The organism is Vibrio profundum (genome assembly GCF_050337555.1).
GTDB classification, from domain to species: domain Bacteria; phylum Pseudomonadota; class Gammaproteobacteria; order Enterobacterales; family Vibrionaceae; genus Vibrio; species Vibrio profundum.
In genome coordinates, this window is the sequence record NZ_JAKJTA010000011.1 from 146,254 (window position 1) to 172,883 (window position 26,630).

The following is a 26,630-nucleotide window of genomic DNA, read 5'->3' on the forward strand; positions in this document are numbered from 1 at the left end:
AAACTTAAAGCGCAGCACTTTCCGCTCTTGCTTGTGTACAGTAAACAACCAGACTCCAGTCTTTGTAAAGAGTCCCCCGTGTGACTCCGTATATTGATCTCACTTTGGGTATAATGAATGCAACCAAGACATTTTCTGATGGCCCAATCCCTGAGCTTGTTGCAAAAATGACCTCATAAGTAAAAGGGAAAAGGCAAGTCCACTAATGACAAAGTTGGGAGACTCATGAACCGTTATCCAATTAGACCTATAATTGGGTGAGTAGCCTCGCATGGAGTGAAAACAATGCCAGCAAGAGACATACATGGTCAGTGGAGCATGGTACTGGAGGGCGAGTTTTAAGGGTTCAACAAACTCAGAGGCCAGCTTCGCTTGGTTCGAGGAGCTTAAATCGAATTTGTTAACAGCTCCTAAAAGCGTCTCAACACCATGAGTAATCTGCATTGATTACAGGCGGTGGGAAGGTTCCTCACCAGACAATATGGAATCTCATCAGATTGTCACTAACTGGGCGAAACAACATAATGCCACCATGTGCGCTTTTGTTATTTCCAAACAAATTATAGCCTTACGCGATTAAACAGCTCAACAGCAACATTTCAGAGCTAGACTTCAATCAATATTTCGACGATTATGACGAAACTTATCAAGCTTGCTTGACGGCGCTAAAAAATAGAAAACCCTGCCTCGCTCAACCGTAATACATACCACTCTATCCAAGCGGTTTATCGTAAATTATCACTAAAAAAACCCCATCGAACTCGATGGGGTTTCATGCATTAATTAGCAAATAGAAGCGCTACTACTGTATTAGAACATGTAGTGCATTACCGCTTGAGCAAAGATACCAAATGCCAAAGTACCGATTGCACACACTGCGATAACCGCGGCAGAGCCAAAATCAACTGGCTCGACAACTTGGCTACCATCATGCGCAAGCTGCATGGTCGCTGGCTGCTCTTCTTTGGCAAAAAATGCCAATAGAATGCGCAGGTAGTAGAACACAGAAACTGCTGAGCCTAATGCTGCAATCAAGACAAAGCCTAAATGCTGGCTAGCCATCACGGTAGTGAACAGGAAGAACTTAGCAAAGAAGCCCGCCGTTGGTGGGATACCCGCCAATGATAGAACAGCAATCACCATTGCTACGCCTGCTAGCGGGTAACGACGACCCAGCCCACGGTAGCCTTTCAGCTCACCTGTTGGGTTATGTTTCGCCATCATCGCGACCACTGCAAACGCCACCATGTTCATGATTGCGTAGCTAAAGCCATAGTAAGCGGCTGCACGAACCGCGTGGTCCATCGATGCTGCACTTCCCTCTGCAACACTTGCCAAAGACATCATCACGTAGCCAAATTGCGCAACCGAAGAGTACGCAAGGATACGCTTTACATTGCTTTGACGCAGTGCCAGTAGGTTACCAAAGATGATGCTAAGTAATACTAGAACCCACAACACACCTTCAAAGCTTGTCCAAATTGGCTCAATCAAAATCGCAAGGTGAATCAGGAACGTCAGCATAGCAATCTTGGCAATACTACCAATGAACGCCATCACAGGAGCCGGCGCACTTTGGAAAACATCAGCCAGCCAGCTATGGAACGGCGCTAAAGCAAGTTCAAACGCGATACCGACAAACAGTAGAATGATACCCATCACGGCCAATGCTGGTATAGCATGAGCGTGGATAAGCGCTTGTGGGATTTGATCGATAACCAAAGTCCCAGTACCGAAGTAAATCAGCGCCAGACCAAACATGAAGAACGCAGCTGCCACTGTCGCCGTAATGGCGTATTTCATTGCGCCTTCAATTGCGCCTTTGCGGCGTGGATTCCACGCAACAAGAGCAAACATTGGAATCGCAATCAGCTCCATACCAATAAAGGCCGCTAGCAAGTTCACTGCTGAAACCAGCAAGAAAGTGCCAAGCACAGCAATCAGAATCAAGCCATAGAACTCTTCATCAACATGCTTATTTAGGGCTGGGTAATTTTGCGCCATCACGATAGTCGCAAGACCACCAGCAGCAAACAGTTCAAACGCCACCAAAGTGAAATGGTTGATGACCACAAAGTTTTCTATACGCGCTTCATGACCAAACAAGGTACCTATTTGGAACATGGTCGCAAGCAAGATGACAATGGAACCGATATAAGGAACTTGGTTGTCTTTTTTGCCCGGCAGTACGCCAAGCAATAAAACGATCAATGCCCCGATCCCAGTCAAGCCATAAGGCAGCAGGTATGTAAAATCATGGAGCGACATAGATAACCCCTTTAACAATAGCGTGAGTCACAGTAATAACCGATGGGCTCGTCGCAGCGATAAGCTGTGACGTAGATTGAGCCATCATTTGCAATAGGTAGTTAGGATCGACACCAACCCAGAACAAACCAATCACAAGCACTGCCGCAATCATTTTTTCACGAGCGTTTAAATCAGTGATTGTACGCGCTTGTACTTCATCCGAAATTGGACCAAGCATTGAACGGCCGTAAGCTTTCAAGAAGTACACGACACCGAACAAGATTGAGAAAGCAGCAACACTTGCCCAGACTGGGTTTGTGGTGAAGCTACCGACAAGCAGTAGAATCTCACCGGCAAAGTTAGCAAGACCCGGAACCCCAACACTGGCAGCCACAAGGAAAACTAAGAAAATACCGATACCCGGAATCACCTTATATAGACCACCCATGCCCTTCATCTCGCCTTGGAAACCGCGAGCTTGCAGCATACCGACAACCGCAAAGAGACCAGCAACAGATAAACCGTGTGCAACCAACTGCAACACCGCACCGTTTAGCGCTTGCAATTGCAAAGCAAAAATTGCCATCACCACAAGGTTCATGTGGCTCACACTTGAATAAGCAATCACACTGCGAAGGTCACTTTGGCGGAACGCTAAGAATGCGCCGTAAAGCGTACCCAATGCGCCCAGCGCCATGCCGACATCAGTCAGCTGATGCATTGCTTGTGGGAAAATTGCCAAACAGAAACGCAGGATACCGTAAGCACCCACGTTCGCCATCACACCAGATAGAAGCATAACAACAGCTGGATTACCTTCACGGTAAGTATCTGGTGCCCAGAAATGGAATGGGAAACCCGGAACCTTGATCAAGAAGGCAATCAAGAAACCCGCTAGGATATAGATTGCGCCATGCATCACCAATGGGTGATTAGCCAAAGCAAAGTAATCAAACGTATAGTTACCCGTTTGGTTACCATGTACTAGGTAAAGTGCAATCAGTGAAACCAGCATCAGTAGTGAGCCTGCAATGGTCACTAGCATGAACTTCATCGCCGCTTTCTTCGAGCCTTTCGAACCCCAGAAGCTGAGCATAAAGTAAATTGGGATCAGCATTAGTTCCCAGAATACGTAGAACAGCAACAGGTCAAGCGCTAGGAACGCGCCCACAATGCCACCCAACGTAGCCAGCATTAATGGGCCAAATGCATTCCAGCGGTCGACGTGATTCCAAGCCGTTAGGATTGAAACCAAGAACAGCGCACAGCTTAAGCCAATCATGCTCAAACTAATGCCATCAATACTCACTAGGTATTGGATGCCAAAATCTGATATCCAGTTAAGTCGCTCCGTCATGGAGAAACCGTGTACATGGCCAGATGTGAACATCCAAGCCACGATAATACTTTCGACAACCACTGCACCCAGCGTTAGCGAGCGCGCCAACGCTGGCTGACGCTGGCAACCTAACCAGATTATCAGCGCAGCGACCAGCGGGAAGAAAATCAATAAACTAAGCATAAGTAAACCTATATTGATCAAACCACATAAAACAGTAACAACACAGCACCAACAATCATCAGTAACACATAACGTGATAGTTGATTGCCTTGTCCTTCACTCAGGACTTCACCACTGTTTGAAAGCAGTGCAGACACACCACCAACCATCGCTTTATTCAGAATCCAGCGTTCGATGACAGTTTCAAGTACACGGGTAAGTGCTTTAAAACTTCCAACGAAGATGAACTTAGCCAGATCATCGATATGCCATGCAGCATTCAAGAAGGCGTTATCACCAATGCCACGGCCTGATTTCAGCTCTTTCTTCACCATCACGTGTGCAATCCAAACACCCGCAATTGCTATTGCAGAGCCTAGGATTTCAAGCACTGTGCTCATAGAAGAACTTAACTCTGGCGCTTTGCCAAGAAGTGGCTCTAACCAAGGGAAGAATAGGTGCGGACCGAATGACCAATCAGCAGGGAACTGAATCCAGCCAATCGCGATAGAGCCAACAGCCAAAATACCCGTGGCCACTTTCATTTGCCAAGGTAGACCTTTCTCACTGATGTAAGCTGGCTTGCTGAACTCGGTGCGGTTTTTGCCGTTGAATACCATGAAGTACATACGGAAGCTGTAGATACTGGTAAACAATGCGCCAACTAAGCCAAGACCTGCTAGCAACCAACCGTAATGTGGCGAAGTGTCTGTCGCTGCAATGATTGCATCTTTCGAGAAGAAACTTGCAGTGATCAGAGGAAGTGCGGCCAAACTTGCACAACCGGCTAGATACGTCCACTTCAACCAAGGTAGGCGCTTGCCTAGACCACCCATCTTGCGGATGTCGTGATCGTGGTTGAACATGTCAATGATGACACCAGAGCTGATGAACAGCAGCGCTTTAAAGCATGCGTGAACCACAACGTGGAAAATCGCAAGATCGTAAGCACCGACACCCAGCGCGGCAAACATGTAACCGATTTGGCTGATGGTTGAATAAGCAAGGATACGTTTAACATCGTTTTGCGCCACAGCACAAGTCGCTGCGTAGAACGCTGTGAACGCGCCAACTAACGATACCCACCAAGCAATATCAGGAACCAGATTGTACAGTACATGTGTACGAGCAATCAGATACACACCAGCCGTTACCATGGTCGCCGCGTGAATCAGAGCGGAAACCGTTGACGGGCCTGCCATTGATTCTGGTAGCCATACGTGGAACGGGAACTGTGCCGACTTGGCCATACCACCCGCCATAAAGAGCAAGCAGATTGCGCCAATTAGCCACAAGTCCATTGGCTGCGTCGTGGCAATATGGAAGATTTCGTTCAGGTTAACGGTTTTGAAGACAACAAACGTTAGCAAGATACCAATCGCAAGCAAGGTATCACCAATACGGGTCACCACGAATGCTTTACGGCCGGAGTAAACGTTTTTCTCTTGCTTGTAGTAGTGAGAAATCAAGCCATAAGAACATAGGCCCATCACTTCCCAACCTGTGTACAACAAGATCAAGTTGTCAGACATCACGAACATCAACATGCCTGCAACGAACAAGTTCAAGTAACAGAAGTAACGACGCTCACCGAAGTCCTTGCGCATGAAAGGCACTGAGAACAAGTGAATTAAGAAGCCAACCCAAGTTGTCACTGTGATCATCACAAGAGACAATTTGTCGACACTTAATCCAATCTTAACGTTCCATGTCCCGACCGACATCCAAGTCCAAAGAGCTTGGTGGTAGTCAGGGTTGAAGTCGCTGTTGATCCAAAGCAAACCAACCAAAATGGCAGAAATAAAGACAGATGTTGCTGCCAAAATACCGCTGGCACGCACAGGCATACGCCCGCCCAGCAACACGATTATCGCAGCGCTCAACAAAGGAGCTGCTGGGATTAACCATAACCAGTTATTCATTACAGCTCACCCTCCGCAATTAGCTTATCGCTCAGCTGGTTAAGCTTATCGATACGAGTCGTCTTCAGATGACGGTATGACAGCATAGAAAGCATCAATACCACCGACAGTTCACAGCCCGCCGCAATCATCAAAAATAGAGCAATGATCTGGCCAGTCGGGTCGTTCCAATATTGTCCTGCCCCAACAGCCGCTAACGCGACGCCGTTTAGCATCACTTCAATGCCCATCAAGACAAAAAGCAGCTGGCGACGAACCAAAACAATCAATAGACCAATGACGAACATCAGCATTGACAAGGTTAAAACGGTAAACACACTCATGCTTGTTCCTCCGCTGAATCCGCTTCAGGTTTTACGTGCGCAGCTAAGTAGATAACCGCAACCAAAGCACCTAGTAGCAAGGTAGAGATTGATTCAACCGCCATTTTGTAGTGGCCGAACAAATCTTTACCTACCGCTTTCGCACTGATCATTTCAATGGTTTTCGCCGAATCTATGGTCAAGGAATGCTGCATTACGATAAGGCCTTCTACCAGCATGACAACCATCAAAATCACTGGGAAAATGATGCTTTTATTCATCGTCATCGGAAAGCTTTCGCTCGCTGGACTCAGCATAATAAAGAAGACAAACAACACCATGATTGCGCCGATGTACAAAATTAATTGCAGAGCAGCAACAAATGGCGCTCCTAGCAAATAAAAGATAACGGCTAGGGCCAGCAAAGATGTGGTCAGGTAGACCGCACCATGCATTGGATCCTTGACAAATAGCAAGCCAATCGCAGCAAGTAGCATAATCACGCTGCTGGCATAGAATATAATATTCCAGGTTAACATTGATTTACCTCGCCTTTACGGCAGCAATGTGTAGACGTCGATAGGTGGCTTTTCAAGCTCACCATCCCCAATGGCCTTACCTTTGATCGCTACGCCAGCTTGCTCGTAGTAATTAAAGTCAGGGTGTTTGCCCGGCCCATCAATCAGAAGATCTTCTTTCTGGTACACCATTTTATCGCGGGAGTATTTGCCCATTTCAAAATCAGTTGTACATTGAATCGATAGAGTCGGACACGCTTCTTCACACATGCCACAGAAGATGCAACGGCTGAAGTCCAATTGGAACTTCTTCGCGTAACGACGCTCATCTTCACGCTCAGAACCTTGAATGGTAATCGCATTTGATGGGCACACAGATGAACATAAGTAACAGGCTACACAACGCTCATCACCCGTTGGATCTTTGGTCAGGACAATACGTCCACGCCAGCGCTCTGGTAAATCCGGTTTTACCTCTGGGTATAAAACCGTATCGCGGGGAGCCCAAGCGTGCTTAATTGTCGCTCCAAATGCCCCGGTAACTTCACTGAGTATTTTTAATATTTTCATGATTCTCTCTCGTTCAACTTTGCCCGGATCACATCCAGAAGGCCCCGACGATAGCGGTGACTAAGATATTCACTAGACCAATTGGCAGTAGGAATTTCCAACCAAACGCCATTAATTGGTCGTAACGAGTACGTGGCACACTTGCGCGCATCCAAACAAAGAAGAACACCAAGAAGAAGGTTTTCAACACAAACCAAAACACGCCCATTAGAGGATGAGTTTCAGCCCAAGGACCATGCCAGCCACCAAGGTAGAGAGTCGTGGTCATTGCACCGACAAGGATGACACCTAGGTATTCGCCCAAGAAGAACATTGCGAATGGCATACCACCGTATTCGGTGTTAAAACCTGCATTCAGTTCGTTCTCAGCTTCTGGCATATCGAATGGCAAACGGTGTGTCTCAGCAATACCTGCAATCAGGAAGACTAAGAAACCCACTGGTTGGAGTACGATGTAAGGAATAGTTTGCTTGTCGACAATCTCGCTCAAGTTAAAGGTACCTGATAGCATCACCACGCCAAGCAACGCGACACCCATTGCTAGCTCGTAACTGACAAGCTGTGCAATGGTACGAATCGCACCCAACATAGTGTACTTAGAGCTAGAAGCCCAACCACCAAGGAACACACCATAAGCGTGAATGGAGCTCAACCCCATTAGGAATAGAAGACCAATGTTAAAGTCTCCCGCCCATGAGATATTTTTACCAATAGGAAGTAGCGCAAAACTCACAAGAATAGAAACCACGACCAAGATCGGCGCTAAAGCATAAAGCTTCTTGTCCACAAACCCTGGTAGGAAGTATTCCTTAGTCAACAATTTTGCTGCATCACACAAGGCCTGAAAGATACCGAAAGGCCCCGCACGGTTTGGTCCATACCGGTCTTGAAGGAGCGCCAAAGCGCGACGCTCAAACAATACGGTGTAGCCCGCAACAAGGATCAAGCCAAGGATAGTTACTACCATCCCAATGGCCACCATAATCCAATAACTCAACGCATCCATTACGCTTCTCCTACCAATTCTTGAGCGTCTTGAGTCTTGCCTTCATCAGCCATCTTCAAGCTTGCATCAATAAACAGATCTGGGGCTTTCGTTACGTCCAATGCAGCGCCGATATCTGCCTTCAACGTACATAGATCCGCACGAGACATAGCAACAGTTTGTTCAGCCACTTGCTTATCTACAATTGCCACTCGGTTTACTTTCAAACCACCACATTGCACGGCAATACGATCGCCGTTAGCGATGCTCAGGCGCTTAGCCATTGCTTCACCGATATGGATAGAGTTAGACGGTTTCAAAGACACCAAAGATTCTGAGTGATTCGCTACATAACCTTCACCGTGCCAACGCGATAGTGCCGCTTGAGTCGCGGTTGGTTGAGTGTAAGCAAAGCCTGCTTGCTGCTCTTTCGCAGAAAGAGAAACGGCCATTGCTTTCGCATCCAAATGCACGCCCATAGAACCCGCTTGTGGATGAGTCTCCGTTAGCTGACTTAGGTACTCATTGATTTCTGCTTGGTCGACATCGGCCATCTGCTCAATCAAGACTTCTGCGCTAAACAGCTGCTCTTCGCGTTTAAATGCACGAGCAAAAGACTGTAGACGACCTTCGTAGTTGATAGTCATGCCGTTACGCTCAGGCCATGCAGCAAGAGGAATCACCATATCCGCTGCTTTCAGCGTTTTGGTGTTCACCTTATCAGCAACGATAAGCTGCTTCACATTTGAACGCAGTGCAGACCATTCATGAGCCGTATCACCAAATGGGTCGCTGCCTACGACAAGCAATGTATCGAGTTTGCCTTGCTTCAGCTGCTCCATCAGGTTGTGGCAAGAATCAGATTCAGCCAATAGCGCTGCGCCTGTTGAACCCGCTGATGGAAGTGCCAATGTCAATTTCGCTGGCTCACCGATAGTCGTTGCAATGTTTTGCATTGCTTTGATACCCGCAACATGCAGAAGCTCAGCAACACCAAGAACCACAACGTTCTTCGCTTCTTTTGCTACGTTAGCGAAAGAAGTTGCCCATTCGTTACTGACTGTTTCACCTGCACATGCACGGCTAACGTCAGCCAAGACCTCACCCCATTGCGCTGGGTTCGCCGCGTGGCTGTGCCCTTTTTGCAACTTACGTGAAGCCGTCACTAGGTGAGAACCTGTAGAGTGAAGGATGTAAACTGGGCGTTTCTCTTTGATGACTTGGCGTACAGCCAAATCAAGCATTGCCGCATGTTCAGTTAGTTCACCGGCCACTAGCACCAAGTCTGCTTTTTCGATATCAGCGACACTTGCTGCATTGGTGTTCGCTGCCACTGCTGCTTTAGTTAGCGCTTCTTGAGCTGCTGAGATAAACGGTGAGAACGGAGCGTTAAGTTGACCAGCAAGCTGACGCAATGCAACGTTGGTTAGCAAGTCTTCTTCGACTGAACCTAGGATACCGACACGGCCTTGCGCTTCACCCAATGCTTTCGAAAGCACTTGAGATGGATTCGCAGCGGCTTTTACTTCGCCAGCAACTTTCACTTGCAGTGGACGATCTTTCGCTTCAGTGCCGTGCGCGCCGTAACGACCACGGTCACAGATAAAGTATGGGTTTACTTCTGATTTTTCAGAAGGAACCACGCGACGCAGCGTACCTTCGCGGCCACCCGCTTCGATGCTACAGCCCACACTACAACCTGAACAGATTGAATCGGATTTTTCGAGCATCCAAGTACGGCTGTACTTACGACGATAAACTTTATCGGTAAATACACCTGTTGGACAAACGCTGACTAGGTTGCCTGAAAATGGGCTATCGAATGCGCCATCTTCAGTACGGCGGAACAAGACATGGTTACTTGAACCCATTACGCCAAAATCGTCACCTAGCGCGTAGTTTTGGTAGAAACGCACACAACGGTAGCAAGTCACACAGCGGTTCATGGTTTGGTAAACCAATGGACCCATGTATTGGTCTGGCATCGTGCGCTTCATACCATCGTAACGACGGTAAGCATGACCAACGTTGATTGTCGTGTCTTGTAAGTGACAGTCGCCACCTTCATCACACACTGGGCAATCGTTCGGGTGGTTCGTCATGTAGAACTCAACCACACCTTTTTGGATTTGCTTGGCTTTATCACTTTGGAACTTGTAACGCTGGCCGTCTTGAGCCGGAATCGTACAAGTCATCACAGTGCGTGGACGTTCGCCTTCTTTTTGCGGCACAGTTTCCATCGCACAGATACGGCATGAACCTGCTGCACCTAATGCTGGGTGGTAGCAAAAGTACGGCGCTTCAATGCCAGCACGGCGAGCAGCATCTAGAACGTTATCGCCCTGCTTAAACTCAACCGCTTTATCATCAATATAAATCGTACCCATGATTAAGCTTCCTCTAACTCACATTGCTTCTCATGATCGCAACATTTCGCCGCAATATGAGACTCAAAGACATGTTTGAAGTGCTTCAGGCCTGCCATAACCGGCATCAATGCACCCGGAGCTAACGCACAGAAAGTATTCGGATAAATGGTTTCACATAACTCATGAAGCAAATCGAGATCCGCTTGCTTAGCGTCACCTTTTTCAAATTTCTCCATCACGTGAACCAAGTAAGGCAAGCCGTCACGACAAGGCGTGCAGTAGCCACAAGATTCACGAGCGAAGAACTCTGTTAGGTTGATCATAAAATCGATAGGACAAATAGAATCGTCCATAACGATAATGCCGCCCGTACCCAAGCGTGAACCAACGGTTCCAGGACCTTCCCAGTCAAGTGGCACATCTAAATGCTCAGGCAGCATAAATTGAGTCGACGCACCGCCTGGCAAGAATCCAACCAGTTCACGGTCATCTAGCAGACCACCTGCGTGTTCAAAAATAAGCTCACGAGCCGTAGTGCCCATTGGCAGCTCAAAGAAGCCAGGCTTTTTCACTGGGCCAGAAACTTGGTAAATATGGCTACCAGAAGCCTTGCCTTTACCTTGTGACTTAAACCACTCCGCGCCTTTGTGGGCGATCCAAGGGATATGACAAACCGTTTCAACGTTGTTCACGATGGTTGGTTGGCCCCAAAGACCTTTCACGATAGGGAATGGTGGCTTAGAACGAGGGTTAGCACGGTAACCTTCAAGTGCGTTCAATAGTGCTGTTTCTTCACCACAAATGTAACGGCCTGCACTCAAGTGAACGTCGACGTCGAAGTCCCAACCAGTACCCATTACGTTTTTGCCGACCATGCCAGCCGCACGTGCTTCTTCGACTGCTTTTTCAAGTAGTCGAGCGCCTTCGCGGTATTCACCACGGATGAAAACAAACGCTTTATCTGCGCCAAGTAGGTAACTACTTGCAATCACGCCTTCTAAAATTGTGTGCGGGTCGCGGTATAGAACCTGACGGTCTTTAAAAGAGCCCGGTTCAGATTCATCAAGGTTGACTACTAGGTAAACTGGGTGAGAGGCATCTTTGGCTAGGAAGCCCCATTTCATGCCAGTAGGGAAACCACCACCACCACAGCCGCGTAGGCCGGAGTTTTTGATTTCTTCTAATAGTGGCTCACGTGGATTACCAATAATTGTATCTAAGCTTGCGTATCCACCTGCCGCTTTATAGCCAGCAAGGTCAAGCGGTTTTTCGTTATGAAAGTTACGGCTCAGTACTAATTCCATTACGCTTTCTCCGATTCTAATGGCTTACTAGGCTCATCTTGCGGAGTCAGCATTGCGATCATGCTGCGGTAATCTGGCTTCTCTGCCAGTGCCATCTCTTCTGCCGCAAGTTGGGCTAGGATGTCGCGCATTTTGCTTTCAGTAAGCTCGCCTTCAACGCGGTCATCGTTGATAAGCGCTGCTGGAGCACGATCACAAAGGCCCAAGCAGATGCTTGGAAGAACAGTCACGCTGCCTTCGTTTGCGATTTCACCGAGTTCTTTACCCGTTGCTTTTTTCGCAGCTTCGAGCACTTTTTTCGAACCACGGGTATGACAAGAGATACTATCGCAAACACGCATTACGTTGCGGCCAACAGGTCGGCGGCGCAGCAGCGTGTAGAAAGTAATAATTTCGTCGAGCTGGGTCGTTGAAAGCTCTGTCAGTTCACTAACAGCTTCTAAACCCTCTTTGGTGATATATCCATATTTATCCTGGACGAAATACAAGCAGTAGATGGCTCCTGCTCGCTTCTCCGGATAATGAGCAATATGCTCCTCCAAATGCGCGATTTCTTGATCAGTTAACATTTTTTTCCTCACATTGGTCCGACATTACATCGACCAGTATCTTTGCTTTCCACTGTCTTATGGCAGCGGTAAAAAAAGCGTCTCATGTCAGCCTCTTTGGGCCGATCATTGACTGTTTAACGGTCGATATCCGCCAATACGTAATCTATTGAACCGATTAAACAGATAATGTTCCCCAGCAAGTCACCTTTTGAAACGGCTTTGACAGACTGGAAATGAGTAAAGGATGGAGTACGAATACGTACACGGTACGGACAGCCTGTGCCAGTACTTACCGTGTGATAAGACGTTAGGCCTTTCGACGTTTCCGTCGCCGCAAATACTTCTGCAACGGGGAAGTTGAAGCCACGCCCTGTATCCACGAAGCTGTGGATCAAGGTTTCGATGTCTTTTAGAGCATTCGCTTTACGCGGGAAGCCGTATTTCGGCACATTATCTGCCAAAATCGGACCTTCAGGCATGCGATCCGCTGCTTGACGAATGATCTTCAAGCTTTCCGTTACTTCAGCAATACGCAAAACTGTACGCGTGTAAGCGTCGCCGTCTTGACCTACCGGTACATCGAAATCGTAATTTTCGTAACCCATGTATGGGAATTTCTTACGTGCATCATAATCGATACCCGTTGCACGCAGGTTCGGTCCTGTTAACCCCCAATCCAACGCCATTTCTTGGCTATATACACCAACACCTTGGGTACGAGCCTTGAAGATCAAGGATTTGGTCGTCAGCTTTTCTAGATCCGGAATTAACTTCTCGATTGCGTCACACGCGACATCAACCGCCTCGCGCCAGCCATGTGGCAAGTCTTGCGATACACCACCGATACGGAAGAATGCTGGGTGCATACGACCACCACAGATAAGCTCGATCACATCAAAGATTTTTTCGCGCTCTGTGAAGGCATAAAACGCCGGTGCCATACCGCCAAGGTTGTGGGTAATACTACCGAACCATACTAAGTGGCTAGACATTCGGAAAAATTCACACAACATCACGCGCATCGTTTGAGCACGCTCTGGCACTTCAATGCCAGTCATGGATTCCAAGCCTAGTAGGTAAGGCAATTCGCCTGCTACGCCGCCAAGGTAATCGATACGGTCAGTGTATGGGATGTAGTTGTGGAAAGTATGACGCTCCGCAAGCTTCTCAGCTCCGCGATGGTGAAAGCCAATCTCTTGGTCTAGCTCATCGATGCGCTCGCCTTTCATTTTTACTTTCAAGCGAATAACACCATCCGTACCTGGGTGGTTCGGACCAATGTTTAGCACCATAGAGCCGTCTTCTTGCTTGCCTTTGATTTCGTAAGATTCCATCACACGTTGGAAGTCTTCTCCATCAAGGTCAAACGGTTCGTCCATTAGCGTTGCGCGCGCTGGGTACGTCTTACGCAACGGGTGGCCTTTCCAAAAATCAAAAGTAAGGATTCGACGAAGATCAGGGTGACCGCGGAACTTAATGCCGAACATGTCGTACACTTCGCGCTCATACCAATCTGCATTTGGCCAAACACCGACAGCCGTCGGTACTTCAATAGAATCGTTCTTAATGTGGGTACGAACAGAAATAAACTGGTTGCCCGAGATACTCAGCAAGTGATAGACGACCGTTAAGCCACCACCACGTTCTGCTTCGTCGATCGCCGACAAGTCGAATAGCATTTCAAACTTAGGCGTCGCTTCTTTCTTCAGGTAAGTCAACATGTCGATCAGTTGATCGCACTCAACTTGCAGACTTTCTGTACCCAATACGGCATTTGGCAGCAAAGTTGCGCCAAAGCGAGAGGTCAAGATTTGTGTTAGTTCTGAACTCATTTATTCCACCCTTAGGCCAAGAGGCTTACGGTTTTTCTCGAGAATAGAAATTGGGTTTGCTTTCACGTAGTCTTGCAACATGATCAAGCCTTCTAACAATGCGTCTGGACGAGGTGGGCAACCCGGAATGTAAACGTCCACAGGTAAGATAGTATCTACGCCCTGTACCACACTATAGATGTCGTACATACCGCCCGAGTTAGAGCACGATCCCATAGAGATCACCCATTTTGGCTCCAGCATCTGGTCGTAGATGTGCTTCATCAGTGGTGCCATTTTCACAAAGCAAGTACCCGCCGTGATCAATACATCACTTTGACGCGGTGAACCACGAAGAACCTCTGAACCAAAACGCGCCATATCGTAACGTGGCGTCGCCGCAGTCATCATTTCTACAAAGCAGCAAGATGTACCAAAGTTGTATGGCCAAAGAGAATGTTTACGACTGTAAGCAATAAGATCATCAACTTTACCGACAATGTTAGTCATAAAGTTTTTGCTCTTATCCACTTGCTCTGTCCCTGGATCTACAATTGGGATAATGTCACTCATGATTCGTACACTCCGAGCTTAAATGCGCCTTTACGCAACATATATACAAGTCCTAAAAGAAGGATAACGATGAAAAGCACGGCAGCACCGACACCAGCAAGACCAAGTTGCCAGTAGTCCACACCCCACGCTAAAAGGATGGCGGCTTCAAGTTCAAAAATAAGAAACGCGACAGCGATTAAGTAGTAACTAATGGAAAAGTTATGCTTGGTGGTACCGGAAGGAAGAAGGCCACATTCGAAAGGTTGTTCGTCTTCATATCGTCGGTTGAATCCACCGACTAGTTTGCTTGCAAATAGAATTGCAACGATCACAGCAATAACGATTACTGTAAAGATGCCGATCATCAGGCCGGGACTAAAGCCACTCATTTACTGAACTCCTAATAATAACTCGTCCATTGAGTGCGCTATTTCAGTCTGATGACAACTGAATTCAACAAAACACCGCGTTTCGCAAGCGTATTTGTCCAGCGTTCCTTTTGATTTTACCAACCTAGGTTACGCACAAAGCGCTCTGCCTTATATAAAGGAAAGCGTCTTATACCCACCCTGTTAAGTTTAACTGCAACAAAATAAAAGGTCGGTCGACCATTACTGACCTCCTTGCCTTTCATTTACATCCTTAGCAGTCTCCTTACACCTAAACGGTGTACTCTGGAAGAGCATAACCGAGGTATCGGTCACGTTCTTAGCGCCACTCCACAAAAATTTCATAACGAAATATGATGTAAAGCACCCTTCGCTTACTTATTAGTCCTAGTGACAAAAATGTAATCAGATTGTCAGACCAATGTACCAGAGAGCGGGTGTCACTCTAACAACTCCTAATAACAAATCAAGCGATTATTAAGATAAATACGCCATAAAATCGCCACAGATTCGTGCGAAAAATGCATAAGCAAACGATTTAGTGATTTCGCAATATTTATGCGCAAATTCAGCTCAATTTATGCACTAAATAGGCAAGGTTTTCGATAAAAAGGAGGAAAGAGGGCCAGTGAACACTGTCTCAGTAATCAATGTTTTCAGGAATAAAATAGAAGCTTCAGCTGCCCTACAAAAAAGCAATCATAAAGCCAGCATATGCATCTGCACAACCACAGGCCAGTAACTGAGAAAAAGCGCCACTTATATCGACCGAGCATTAATTTATCCCTTAACCTCGGAGGCTAAATTAACGCTCGGAGAATACATCGATTCTGTGGGCATTTTTTGCTTAAAACCCATAGAAACTCCGGCTCAGTACTACAAGATAACAAACCCAAACCAAGCTATAACCAGACGCTGACAAAACACATAAGTAACTGATAATAGAAACAATAAAAACCATGCAAAACAAGTGGCTTTTATTGTTTAACCGCTAAGTGTAACGCCACTAAACCATTAACACAGTCAGTTAAATGTTAATTTACTTGATGAACAAACTTTCAGTTGTGTTTCGAAATCGGTTGCGGCAAAAATATATTTAATTCGAATGGCGTACTCAAATTGAAACATTCAGCTGTTTGAATTATCACAGGATAATCAATAGAACGATTGGAATTCTGTTCCCTTTCGTTAGGGAAGGACGTGGCTCCGTCCGTAAGGGAAATGTTGCTTTTTTATGATCAATACACTCATAAATGCAATTAATTGCAATTCATGAGGAGTCATAAATAGCAATATTTAGAGCTGTCTATTGGTTCAATAAAAAAAATAGGATTAAAAAGGAAAAGCTCTTATGCGCGCACTTATACTCCCGGCTCTTATCAGCGCCGTTTGTTCTGCCTCTGCGTACGCTGGTCAAACTGGTGTGATTGAAAAGACTCTCACGTTCACGCCGACCTCCAGCTGTGTCAACGCCTACTACTGTACATACGGCTCTAATGACCCTCAAGTCAAAGACCTATGGTCATACACCATCCAATTAGCCTCTGACACCCAACTTCCTGCCGGTAAAACCGCTCAGGCTCCGTTCTCTAACGGTAGTACAGTCTCTGTAGGGCTCAGCTCACCGACTGTCGCAAGCTCCGATTGGCCAAGCTTCACCGCCGTTGTTGATTTCACACCAGGTAGCTCAGGTGGCGGCGGCGGTGAAACCATCCCAACCAAAGATGCGGTTATTCACCATGTGACCTTCCCATATAGCGACAGCGAATCCACTATTGATATTTTCCACCTCGGTACGCCGTACGCCAATACTGTCATCATGTCTAACCTGATTGGCGGTGTCATGTACGGTCACCTACTGCATGAGAAATACCCAGAACTGCAATTCAACAAAGACTATTTGTACGGCACGATTTTAGGGCAGTTGATGCAAGAAGGTGGGCTGGAAGATGCGGTGATCAATAAAGACTTTGACCCAGATGCCGCGACTCAGGCCATCAATAATCCAACCACTAAAGGTATCTACTTATCGGTAGGCCAAGGTGGACCTTATCAGATCAATGATTACGCCAAACGCCTCCCTTACAACAAAGCCTCCGACGGTGCGCTAGGATTAATCAACTACGACGCCGTACGCACCACACTGGGCTACAGCATCAATGATCAAGATTCCCTAGCACAAAACGACAAGACTGGCCCAAGTGCATTGGATGATGTCTACTTCGCCCCAATGGCAACTGCATTTTACCACTTTAATGACGTCAATCGAATCCAGACACTGGCTAGCAATGACTGGTATGAAAACCAGCAAGCTTGGAACGTCTGTTTTGCCAACTTGCAGGATGACTCCATCGCGAAGACTGACGCAAACCGCCTCACCGATGTGGTCATGAATGTAGTCTACAATGCAGGTTCTTACAGCTCACCACTGAAAAGCTACCTAAATGTTTGTGACAATATGGATAAGAATGCCATTGCGCACCTTAACGATTACAGCTTGTCACCAGATGAATATCGCGCAGCACTCGGTACGACTGACACTGGCGGCGATACTTACTACCGCTACACGCGTCAAGCCTCTTTCTACACAGATCAAGTATACGGAAAAGACTTGTCTAGCTACGGATTGAAAGTAACGAACAATGTCCAATTCAGCGTAGGCGATCTTAAGCCCGTATTTGTGAAAACGTTCCAGCAGTTGTCATACAAAGATGCAAAAACTGGTGATCTTAAATTAATTACATCTGCTCAAGCGAGCGATGCGTTTGTACAAGCGAAGAAAACGTTAGGCTTCCCATCGAAGAAAGTGTTTGACCTAAATAATTCTGGTCAACGCACTAAGATGTTCAAACTTATCAACGCTGCGATTAGTAATGTTGAACAGGCGACAGGCGCGCAGTTTAGCGCGTCTACAGCGCAAGGTGATTATACCGCGCTACCTTACGATGCCAGTAAAACTGACTACAAAACAGGTGACTATGTTTATGTAGGCGAGAAGACCAACGTCTATCAGTGCATCGAAGGCGGTTGGTGTTCACAAGGTGGTGCCTACGCCTTAGATCCAAAAGGCCGCGCTTGGGATGCAGCTTGGGCTGTGGTTCCGACAGATAACAAGTAATCACTCCTGATATACCTTCAAAAGAGCGCTTTACCCAAAGCGCTCTTTTTATTCCATTCCATCACTTCACTTGCTTCTTTAAGAAGTAAGACGTGTGACCCGGTGGCATGTCAGGCAATTCACCAAATACCGAATACCCTTGCTTGCGATAAAAATCTAGTGCCTGAAAAGTCGTGGTTTCTAGGTGAAAGTTAGTCACATCCTTACTCAACGCATAGTCTTCCATTTGCTTTAATAATCGACTCCCCCACCCTCCACCTCTGATTTCTTCACTGATCCATAACGCATCTACATACAGCCAGCCCCATTTTATTTCAGCTCGTAAGCCTCCCAATATTTTTCCATCTTCAGTTTCAATAAACGTCGACGTTTTTTCACGAAATAGCTCACCAGTGTGGATACGGTTATAGCCACCGAGGCCACATTTCAGTTGCTCAAGTTGATCTTCGCTCGGAGGAGCAGGTTGGGTGATATTCACTCTATTCATAAACTAGGCTCCTAAACTTGCTCTAAAAAATACTAAGTTGTATCTAGTAATGGTCATTAACGCCATAAATTTGATTGTGTAATAATAAAATCACAATCAAAAATACCTCAACCTTTACATTTCAACAAGTTATAAAAAACACTAATATTACATACCTCTATACAGTACTAACAAGATTCTCGTATAATAGCGACCAAACCTAACGACTGGGCTTGAGACGTACTCCTGCTCGTTATTTTTCATCATCTATATCTAGAGAAGAGAACCAAATTATGGGTAAAGTGAACCCTGCGCTGAATATCCCAAGTATTCTTGGCATCTGCATCGGCATTATGGCAATTAGTATTTTCTATCCGATGATGAACGTTTCACTGCCAACCATCACTAAAGAAATGCACGCGAGCTTGATCCAAGCGCAATGGATCATCAATATTTTTGGCATTGTTGGCTGCGCCTTTTTAGTGACCTTTGGCCGCCTTTCCGATATTTTTGGCCGGAAAAGAGTCTTTATGATCGGCTTGGCTTGCACTTCAACGGCGATGATTGGTGATGCTTTTAGCCAAAGTATCTCCGTGATTATTGCCTTGCAGTTTCTCACCGGTCTTGGCAATGCCATCATGCTATCGGCCTCTCAGGCCATGATGGCATTGGAGTTCCCAGAACATCAACGCAGCAAAGCCGTCGGCCTTTGGGCTACCGTGATTGGTGTCTCGTTAGCCGCGGGTCCGATTGTCGGTGGCATGTTAATTGGGTATCTAGGCTGGCGTTCTATCTATTGGTTTGTGTTAGCAATGACCGTTACCTCTAGCTTTTTAGTCGCGAAATACGCCAGTGAAAGTAAAAATGAGCAAGAAAGTGCCAAATTAGATATTTGGGGTACGGTATTGCTAACACTAGGAGTCGGTAGCTTAGTCCTCTCAATCGTTGAATATGGCTCTTTACCCAACGTATGGATTGGCTTTGCGGTAACATTCAGCCTAGCAAGCTTTTTAAGCCTATTCTGGGTAGAAAAACGCACTGAAATGCCGATACTACGCGCCGACCTCCTGAGTAATCCGTTATTTCTCAAGGCATCGATCAACAGTGGTTTACTGATTTTCTTTATTTGGAGTGCCTTTTTATTAGTGCCACTCTTTTTAGAAAACATTGCCCACTACACTGCCGTTCAGGTTGGGTTAGTGATGATCTTTTTGCCTCTACCACAAATACTCTTGTCTGCAATCGTCGCGCGTTTATACAACATACATCATGCTAAATATTGGATAGCAGGAGGCTTTGTCTTTGCCGCCCTGTCCGCACTCATTCTTGTGAACATACAACACAATGCCAACCCTCTCATGGTCATCGCTGCGATGTCTTGTTTTGGTGTTGCTGTCGCGCTCGTTTGGGGCCCAACGACGACAGTTGCTGTTTCCACCCTCTCCGTTCACCAAGCCGGTATTGCAACAGGCACCTACTCCACCATTCAAGAACTCGGCGGAAACCTCGGCGCTGCTTTATGTTTATTGCTCGCCCGCTCAGCGCAAGGTGGCTTTTTAGAAGGCTTCCACCATGCCGCTTGGTTGCTATTTTCACTAATGAGTGTCGGTGTTGTTATCGCATTAAGCATGCGCACGAGTCATATTAGCGAAGCCAACAATGACGTAAAATTGCACTAAACATCTAGACAAATTGACGCATTTGTTTGCGCAGGAATGTACTCCACCAGATCGCGATTTATGTTAGTAGTAGTGATCTTTGATTTTATAACTCAAGCTATTGGAATTAAAAATGAAGACATTTTCCATCGAAGGTCGCGAACTGGCCTACTTAGATGTTGGGGAAGGGCCTGTGGTTCTGTTCGGTCACAGTTACTTATGGGATCACAAAATGTGGACTCCTCAGGTCGAAGCCTTGAGCCAGTCCTATCGCTGCATTGTGCCCGATCTATGGGCACACGGCCAATCCTCTTGCGCACCTGAAAAAACACGTAATCTAAAGGGTGTCGCATTAGATATGCTGGCCCTAATGGATAGCTTAGACGTAGACCAGTTTTCGATTGTCGGCCTATCTGCTGGTGGGATGTGGGGAGCAGAGCTTACTGTTGCTGCCCCCGAGCGCGTGAAAAGCTTAGTCATGATGGATACCTTTGTCGGATTCGAACCAGAGGTAATGAAAGACAAGTACTTCGGAATGCTGGATACCATTACAATGGCGAAAAGCGTACCAGAGCCAATTCTAGAAGCTGTCGTCCCATTGTTCTTTGCTCGAAATGGCGCTGAGAAGTCCCCACAACTAGTCAATAACTTTCGCCAGCAGCTTGCTGCTATTAAGGGAGAAGATGCCATTGAAGTCGCCCGAATTGGCCGCATGATATTTGGCCGCCGAGATATCATTGAAGATGTCGAGAAGCTGGCACTGCCAGTCTTGATTGCCGTGGGCCAAGAAGATATTCCTCGCCCAGTGCTTGAGTCGTATCTAATGCATGACTGCATCACAGGCAGTCAACTGGTGCAAATACCCGAAGCTGGCCATATCAGCAATCTAGAACAACCAGCCTTGGTGACCAAAATGCTACGGGACTTCCTAAAGGTTAACGCTTAATCACTAAAGCGAATCGTGCTGTAGCGTTTCAATACACGCTGCAGCACAGATGTATTGCATCTTCACGTTCTAGTAAAGCAATGGTGACACTAATGCGCTTTTCTAGAGATCATATTCGTGTTCAATAAATGTGCCTATATCATGTTTTATCACTGGTTTAGTCTGGTCACAAAATCAGCAGAGTACTTCAACTTGGCCATGTTTATTCCCTAAACATGGTATTACGCTACATTTCAATGAGTTGAAGCCATGACCAAATTTCAAACTAAACTAATATTGACTTCGAAAAGCTCGCCTAATAACTGCATATAGTCTCTTCACACAAAGATAAGATCTGCATTGCGCGTGGCGTGAAATTTTTAGAGATGCGTTTGTTATCTATAATTAACTTATTGGTTACTTTTGCTTTTTCCAAAATAGTCTCAGTTATAGGGTGACCATCGAATTGCTCAGGATGATAGTTTAGTGACTTCCTTAAGAGTAAGATTTCACAAGCGACGAGTAGGCTATGTAAAGTTCGGGGTAGAGGTAGCATTCGACTAAATAACGATGACTTTATATAGTTTTCTTTACTATGAACTTTGGCCATGTCTTTAAAGTACCCCCACCTAAGCTCATCTAATAAATATGCATTATGTGTAAATTCATGCACTAAAACCTCTCGTATTCCTCGTTGAGAAGTCACTACTATGTCTTTACTTACCGTGACGATACCAAGAAACTTTGGGTTAGATGCAGATCCTGTTGCATGGTCATTTTCGTTCGAAGTTGACAAGACTTTATTGATAATTAATCCAAATAAAGAATGAAAAACAGGGTCAATTGATTGAAACCCTTCATAGGCGGACTCCAATTGCTTGTTGCGTGATTCAGGATCATGCAAATCTGACATTGTATGTTCTGGGGCACGAGTATTCCGTACGACCGCACCAATATTCTCATCTTTATAATTGAAAAAATTATGAATGGATTTTTCAAAAGAAACGTCGAACTCGAATAATTGGCCTAATTTATTAGGGACTGTGTGATTGAGGTTGGTTAAGAATGAAATGTAGGCTTTCTTTAAAGAATGGATACTTTGCCCCTGACCTGAGTTATCGAGGTAAGGAGCAAGTAACACTACTACATTATCAACAATAGATTGTGATGAGAGTAGTCTGTACATAATTTCTAATTATATACAAATTGGTGTAGCCCAAAAATCCGGCTGCATTTTTTTGTTTACTTTATCAGCATTATCTTTGGCGTCGTTGATTTCTTTTTCAGTAACTAAAACCATTGCTTCATCAATTAGTCTATCTAGATTGTCCATTTTCACTTTCTCCTGAAACTTTCAATTATTAAGGGTTTGGGAACTACGGGACATATAATTATCTTAAAAGTGAAACATATGCAACTGACTTTTCTATTAATGTTAAATACTGCCGTATAGACCTTAGATAATATGTTATTATTCGCGAGGTTTTATTTATCTAATTTATAATATTCGCTATCTGAATGGAATTAATTGAAGGCTAATTGATTTGTCAATGCAAGTGTAGCCGCTAGGATGTACCAGTAGTAGTGAAAGTTCGTAACGTTAGGATACAGATGTAAAAGGTTAAATGGTGGCTACCTTTCAAACAGGTTACACCAATGTAGTGTAAAGAAGTTGAACGATTGTTAGGTTAATACATAGTTTAATTGTTTTAAATATCAAATTGAGATAACGTTATACGTTTATATCCGAATTGCTTCTTTCAAGAACATACTATACCAACACAAGTGGACGTTAATAATCATTAGAGGAAAAATGAAACACACCATATTTCAGGATGCCAAAGTTATAATTAAATTCTCCTCACCTATAGTAATAAGTAGCTTACTTGGTATGGTGTCTAATTTCATAGGAGTGCTGTTCGTATCTGGCATGGGGAATAACCAACTAGCTGCTGGGTCATTAGCAATCGTTACAGTCGCAATTTTTACCACGTTGACATTTGGAATACTATGTTCGGTTGGTATAAAAATCAGCCATATAAAAGGAGCCGGGGAGTCTCCTCCTAGTATTGGACTTTGGGTCAAGAACGGGTTTTGGCTTGCTGTTATCTTCGCTTTTCCTTCATCTTTACTTCTGAATTTTGGTCCTGATTTTCTTATGTTGGTTGGTCAAAAACAATCAATTGTGGTAATTACAAAAGGATACTTTTATTACTCTTCTCTCATGATGTTCCCAGCATTAATTAATGTAGCTTTCTTACAGTTTTTCATTGGTATTGGTAAGCCTAGATTTATATTAATATCATCATTGGTACAACTCCCTATAAACATAGGATTATTCTACTTTCTAATTTCTGGGTCCATATACACCCCCCCGATGGGACTTTCCGGTGTTAGCTGTTCAATTCTAATTTCACAAACTCTCTGTTGTTTGACGATTTTATATTACATTTATATAAACGAAGAAATAAAAGGATATAAAGTTTATTCTAACTTCTTACGGATAGATTGGGAACAATGCAAAGAATTAGTTAAAGTAGGATACCCTATTGGCATTCAAAAATCTGGAGAGATCGGGGCACTCGCAGTAGCAACCTACATGATGGGTTCCTTTGGATTAGTAGCCTTAACAGCTTCTGAGATTGTTTCTCAATATACAATGATTACGGTAATTTTCACGGCAAGCCTGTCCCAATCCATATCAATTCTAACAAGCAAGTCTCATGGCGAGGGAAAAACAGAATTAACTAATAACTATATAAAATCATCATTATTATTAATGATTGCTATATTTATACTATTTAGTTTAGCATTTTCAATAAAGCCCAGCTTTTTTGTTAATGCTTATCTACACGTGTTGAGCTCTGACAATAGATCGATTATTAATCTGACTATAGACCTGTTTATCATAACTACGATAACCATGTTTATTGATGGAACACGAAACCTACTATCAGGTGCTTTACGTGGCCTTCAAGATTCTCGTACCCCCATGCTTATAGGGACTCTGTCGCTATGGTTGATCTCTTTGCCATTAGCTTATATCTTAGGATTTGTTGAAAGCTTAGGTCCTGTAGGCCTAAAGATTGGGTTTGTTATAGGGATAGTGATCACCACTCTAATTTTAGGAAAAGTCTATCTACAGAGAATGACCTCTCTATCTAATCAGAAAGCCAGAGAGGCCTTTTCTAATATTTAGTAACCTAGTTGATTGATTCTAAGAAATATAGTCATATTGGGTGAGGCCGAGTACGTATCGTCAATCGCTCGGGCGAATCACGCTACTTTGATAAAATCATATACGGTGGCTGCTGCGTTTTAACACACGCTGCAGCACGGATTTGTTTATCTTCCCGCTCTCGCCAAACTACGCAGGTTCAGCCTCAAGCAAAAACCAAATTTCAGTAATTAACTCTGTTTCTGCTACCTCGTAATCAAAATTGTGATAGCAAAATAAGCAAGGAAAGTCTGCCAAGGTCTCGCCAGAAGAAGGCAACCACTCTCGTAAAATTGGGTAGATGGTGTCCCCAAGATTGTTTCTAGATCCCTTGTGCACTGATATCGCATATCTTCCTGCTGGGATACGCTTTTCAACGATACTAGAATCATCTAGTCGCAAGCTCTCTGGAACCACTCTCCCTAGGTCAAACTTAAACTCTTCAGGCTCTGTTGTATTGGGGTCACTATAGCCAAATCCAAAGGCATTACCCGGTGACGGCTTTAGGTCAATGGGCTGTTTTTTTGCCCAATCTATCAACTTATTAACACTCTGAGCGACGTATTTAGGGGAGCCTCGATGTTCAACAACGGCTAAACGGCGAGAGCTTTTTTCTTCAATAGTTACATGCACGAACTTAATCCTTCTTTTACACAATGTATAGGGCGACTTATCCCAAAAGTCCCAGCTACCATTGGCTCTAAATTGCTTCGGCGTCATACCACTCACTTTCTTGAACACTCGAGAAAATGCTTCATGCGATTCAAAACCAGCGGTAATCGCGACACTGAGAACCGTTGCCTTCTGATCAATAAGCAGTTGATGGGCAGCGCGCTTTAATCGCAACCAACGTATGTATTGTTGCAGGGATAATCCAGTATATGCGGTGAAAATTCGGTGAAAGTGAAACTTTGAAAAACATGCGATTTCACACAAGTCATCAAGAGACAGTTCTTCATCTAGATTCTGCCCGATGCTATCGACCACCGCATCAATACGTTCTTCGTAGTTCATTGCTTTCTCCTCTTCAAACCACGAAATGCAGTCTATACCAGTACCCCACCGCTACATTTGACCATTTTTGCTAAGTTAATGACCAGTTATACCTCAGCAACAAAGACTACGTGAGTTAACGGTCACGGCACTATTTATCTTAATGAAGGTGCTACATTTTTCAGTTCAACTTCCATTAAGAAAAGTGCATCATAAATGGGTATCGTTTGAGTCAGTGTTAGACCTGACTTACAGATCAGCTGCTCGAACTCGTCCAATGTTCTCACCTTTCCAGCCGTCACATTCAACATGTTGATATCATTAACACATGCCTCAAGGTACCTTTTCGAGTCAGTTGAAACTATATGCTCTATGATTAACAGCTTGGCATTGTCTTTTAATACTTGCTTGCAGTTTTTAAGCAGCAAAAGAGCAGCATCATCAGTCTTGCCATGCAGTATCGCCTTCATTAAATAGATATCGCCGTCTTGGGGGATAGAAGTGTAGAAGTCACCGGGTATATACTGGCAGCGAGAAGATAGGCCTGACGCCTGCAAATAGGTTTCCGACTGGCTCTGTAACTCAGGTATATCAAAGTTTACTCCGGCTGAATCTCGACTCTTTTTCAAAATATTAGCCAGCAAACTGCCTAGGCCGCCGCCAACATCTACAATGCATTTATAGGAAGAAAACTCGTACAACTCGGCGATTAATCGCCCAAAGAGTTCAGAGTTTTCTTTCATTGCATCGTTATATATCTTTCCAGCCGTTCTATCGCGCTTAAAATACTGACCCGCCTTTTCACCAAAGTTCAATTCAAAAGACGAGGTGTTTACCTGCATGCTGTCACCGATTTTCTCCGCCCCACGATAAAAGTAATTCGCATGTAAATGGACAAACTCTTTCAGGTTACCAGAGGTAGAGCCGATCAGTTGTCTCGACTCTTGATTCAATTCAAACACTTTTGCTTCTTGTTCATAGAACAAACCCGCTGCTGACAGATAACGCAGTACCCGATAGAGCTTATCCGTATTGGCGTTTGTCGCGAATGAAAGCTCTTCAATAGATTTTGGGCCAGATTCAAGACACTCAGCCACACCCAACTCAACAACGGTATTGAGGCACTGTGTGCCGTAGTAACCAAATAAAACATCCCTAATTGACATAGTCTTCGCCTGTTGTATAGATTCAGTTAATTCCCTAAATCTCGTCTCCCCTAGACTCGT

General features: G+C 45.1%; 22 protein-coding genes. 4 read left to right on the forward strand and 18 right to left on the reverse strand.

The genetic code is table 11. The features are described from left to right. Positions 1 to 810: 810 nt before the first annotated feature. The 13 genes from L4C34_RS12350 to L4C34_RS12410 form a co-directional block, all read right to left on the reverse strand. Entirely contained in the window at positions 811 to 2,268 is a 1,458-nt protein-coding gene (locus tag L4C34_RS12350; RefSeq protein ID WP_428789641.1) for an NADH-quinone oxidoreductase subunit N, read from the reverse strand. Then, entirely contained in the window at positions 2,255 to 3,772 is a 1,518-nt protein-coding gene (locus tag L4C34_RS12355) for a complex I subunit 4 family protein (protein WP_428789642.1), read from the reverse strand. The genes L4C34_RS12350 and L4C34_RS12355 overlap by 14 nt, the downstream gene beginning before the upstream one ends. Before the next feature lie 17 nt (positions 3,773 to 3,789). After that, positions 3,790 to 5,673, reverse strand: coding sequence for an NADH-quinone oxidoreductase subunit L (nuoL, locus tag L4C34_RS12360; protein ID WP_428789643.1), 1,884 nt, complete (start codon positions 5,671 to 5,673; stop codon positions 3,790 to 3,792). Continuing rightward, the gene (nuoK, locus tag L4C34_RS12365) at positions 5,673 to 5,996 is read right to left on the reverse strand and encodes an NADH-quinone oxidoreductase subunit NuoK (protein ID WP_428789644.1); all 324 of its coding nucleotides are present in this window, start codon (positions 5,994 to 5,996) and stop codon (positions 5,673 to 5,675) included. Before nuoK ends, nuoL begins: the two co-directional genes overlap by 1 nt. Continuing rightward, the gene (locus tag L4C34_RS12370; protein ID WP_428789645.1) at positions 5,993 to 6,514 is read right to left on the reverse strand and encodes an NADH-quinone oxidoreductase subunit J family protein; all 522 of its coding nucleotides are present in this window, start codon (positions 6,512 to 6,514) and stop codon (positions 5,993 to 5,995) included. The genes nuoK and L4C34_RS12370 overlap by 4 nt, the downstream gene beginning before the upstream one ends. 15 nt (positions 6,515 to 6,529) lie before the next feature. Next, positions 6,530 to 7,063 (reverse strand): NADH-quinone oxidoreductase subunit NuoI, encoded by a 534-nt coding sequence (gene nuoI, locus L4C34_RS12375; RefSeq protein ID WP_428789646.1) that lies wholly within the window; start codon positions 7,061 to 7,063, stop codon positions 6,530 to 6,532. A 28-nt stretch (positions 7,064 to 7,091) separates the two neighbouring features. Further along, the gene (gene nuoH, locus L4C34_RS12380) at positions 7,092 to 8,069 is read right to left on the reverse strand and encodes an NADH-quinone oxidoreductase subunit NuoH (protein WP_428789647.1); all 978 of its coding nucleotides are present in this window, start codon (positions 8,067 to 8,069) and stop codon (positions 7,092 to 7,094) included. Then, positions 8,069 to 10,435 (reverse strand): NADH-quinone oxidoreductase subunit NuoG, encoded by a 2,367-nt coding sequence (gene nuoG / locus L4C34_RS12385; RefSeq protein WP_428789648.1) that lies wholly within the window; start codon positions 10,433 to 10,435, stop codon positions 8,069 to 8,071. The genes nuoH and nuoG overlap by 1 nt, the downstream gene beginning before the upstream one ends. 2 nt (positions 10,436 to 10,437) lie before the next feature. Continuing rightward, complete coding sequence (nuoF, locus tag L4C34_RS12390; protein WP_428789649.1) at positions 10,438 to 11,721, reverse strand: NADH-quinone oxidoreductase subunit NuoF; 1,284 nt, start codon at positions 11,719 to 11,721, stop codon at positions 10,438 to 10,440. Next, positions 11,721 to 12,290, reverse strand: coding sequence for an NADH-quinone oxidoreductase subunit NuoE (nuoE, locus tag L4C34_RS12395; protein ID WP_428789650.1), 570 nt, complete (start codon positions 12,288 to 12,290; stop codon positions 11,721 to 11,723). The genes nuoF and nuoE overlap by 1 nt, the downstream gene beginning before the upstream one ends. A gap of 116 nt (positions 12,291 to 12,406) precedes the next feature. Then, a complete protein-coding gene (gene nuoD / locus L4C34_RS12400; protein ID WP_428789651.1) occupies positions 12,407 to 14,104 on the reverse strand; it encodes an NADH dehydrogenase (quinone) subunit D in 1,698 nt (565 codons plus the stop codon). Beyond that, positions 14,105 to 14,656 carry an NADH-quinone oxidoreductase subunit B gene (locus L4C34_RS12405; protein WP_428789652.1) on the reverse strand — a complete coding sequence of 184 codons (552 nt, stop codon included), beginning with the start codon at positions 14,654 to 14,656 and terminating at the stop codon, positions 14,105 to 14,107. Continuing rightward, on the reverse strand, positions 14,653 to 15,027 hold the full coding sequence (locus tag L4C34_RS12410; protein WP_428789653.1) for an NADH-quinone oxidoreductase subunit A: 375 nt from the start codon (positions 15,025 to 15,027) through the stop codon (positions 14,653 to 14,655). The genes L4C34_RS12405 and L4C34_RS12410 overlap by 4 nt, the downstream gene beginning before the upstream one ends. A 1,351-nt stretch (positions 15,028 to 16,378) precedes the next feature. On the opposite strand from L4C34_RS12410, the gene L4C34_RS12415 reads away from it, so the two are divergent. After that, on the forward strand, positions 16,379 to 18,145 hold the full coding sequence (locus L4C34_RS12415) for a hypothetical protein (protein WP_428789654.1): 1,767 nt from the start codon (positions 16,379 to 16,381) through the stop codon (positions 18,143 to 18,145). A gap of 61 nt (positions 18,146 to 18,206) precedes the next feature. On the opposite strand, the gene L4C34_RS12420 is transcribed toward L4C34_RS12415, so the two are convergent. After that, complete coding sequence (locus tag L4C34_RS12420) at positions 18,207 to 18,632, reverse strand: GNAT family N-acetyltransferase (RefSeq protein ID WP_428789655.1); 426 nt, start codon at positions 18,630 to 18,632, stop codon at positions 18,207 to 18,209. 272 nt (positions 18,633 to 18,904) lie between these two features. On the opposite strand from L4C34_RS12420, the gene L4C34_RS12425 reads away from it, so the two are divergent. Both L4C34_RS12425 and L4C34_RS12430 read left to right on the forward strand, forming a co-directional pair. Next, a complete protein-coding gene (locus L4C34_RS12425) occupies positions 18,905 to 20,290 on the forward strand; it encodes an MFS transporter (protein ID WP_428789656.1) in 1,386 nt (461 codons plus the stop codon). Positions 20,291 to 20,402: 112 nt separating this feature from the next. Further along, positions 20,403 to 21,215 (forward strand): alpha/beta fold hydrolase, encoded by an 813-nt coding sequence (locus tag L4C34_RS12430; protein ID WP_428789657.1) that lies wholly within the window; start codon positions 20,403 to 20,405, stop codon positions 21,213 to 21,215. A 295-nt stretch (positions 21,216 to 21,510) separates the two neighbouring features. On the opposite strand, the gene L4C34_RS12435 is transcribed toward L4C34_RS12430, so the two are convergent. Further along, complete coding sequence (locus L4C34_RS12435; protein ID WP_428789658.1) at positions 21,511 to 22,380, reverse strand: hypothetical protein; 870 nt, start codon at positions 22,378 to 22,380, stop codon at positions 21,511 to 21,513. Between the two features lie 9 nt (positions 22,381 to 22,389). Then, entirely contained in the window at positions 22,390 to 22,527 is a 138-nt protein-coding gene (locus tag L4C34_RS12440) for a hypothetical protein (protein ID WP_428789659.1), read from the reverse strand. A 480-nt stretch (positions 22,528 to 23,007) separates the two neighbouring features. Between L4C34_RS12440 and L4C34_RS12445 the strand changes: the two genes are divergently transcribed. Beyond that, positions 23,008 to 24,393 carry an MATE family efflux transporter gene (locus tag L4C34_RS12445; RefSeq protein WP_428789660.1) on the forward strand — a complete coding sequence of 462 codons (1,386 nt, stop codon included), beginning with the start codon at positions 23,008 to 23,010 and terminating at the stop codon, positions 24,391 to 24,393. 168 nt (positions 24,394 to 24,561) lie between these two features. On the opposite strand, the gene L4C34_RS12450 is transcribed toward L4C34_RS12445, so the two are convergent. Then, positions 24,562 to 25,425: an AraC family transcriptional regulator gene (locus L4C34_RS12450; protein WP_428789661.1), complete on the reverse strand. Its 864-nt coding sequence runs from the start codon at positions 25,423 to 25,425 to the stop codon at positions 24,562 to 24,564. 134 nt (positions 25,426 to 25,559) lie between these two features. After that, on the reverse strand, positions 25,560 to 26,570 hold the full coding sequence (locus L4C34_RS12455) for a methyltransferase (protein ID WP_428789662.1): 1,011 nt from the start codon (positions 26,568 to 26,570) through the stop codon (positions 25,560 to 25,562). Positions 26,571 to 26,630 lie beyond the last annotated feature (60 nt).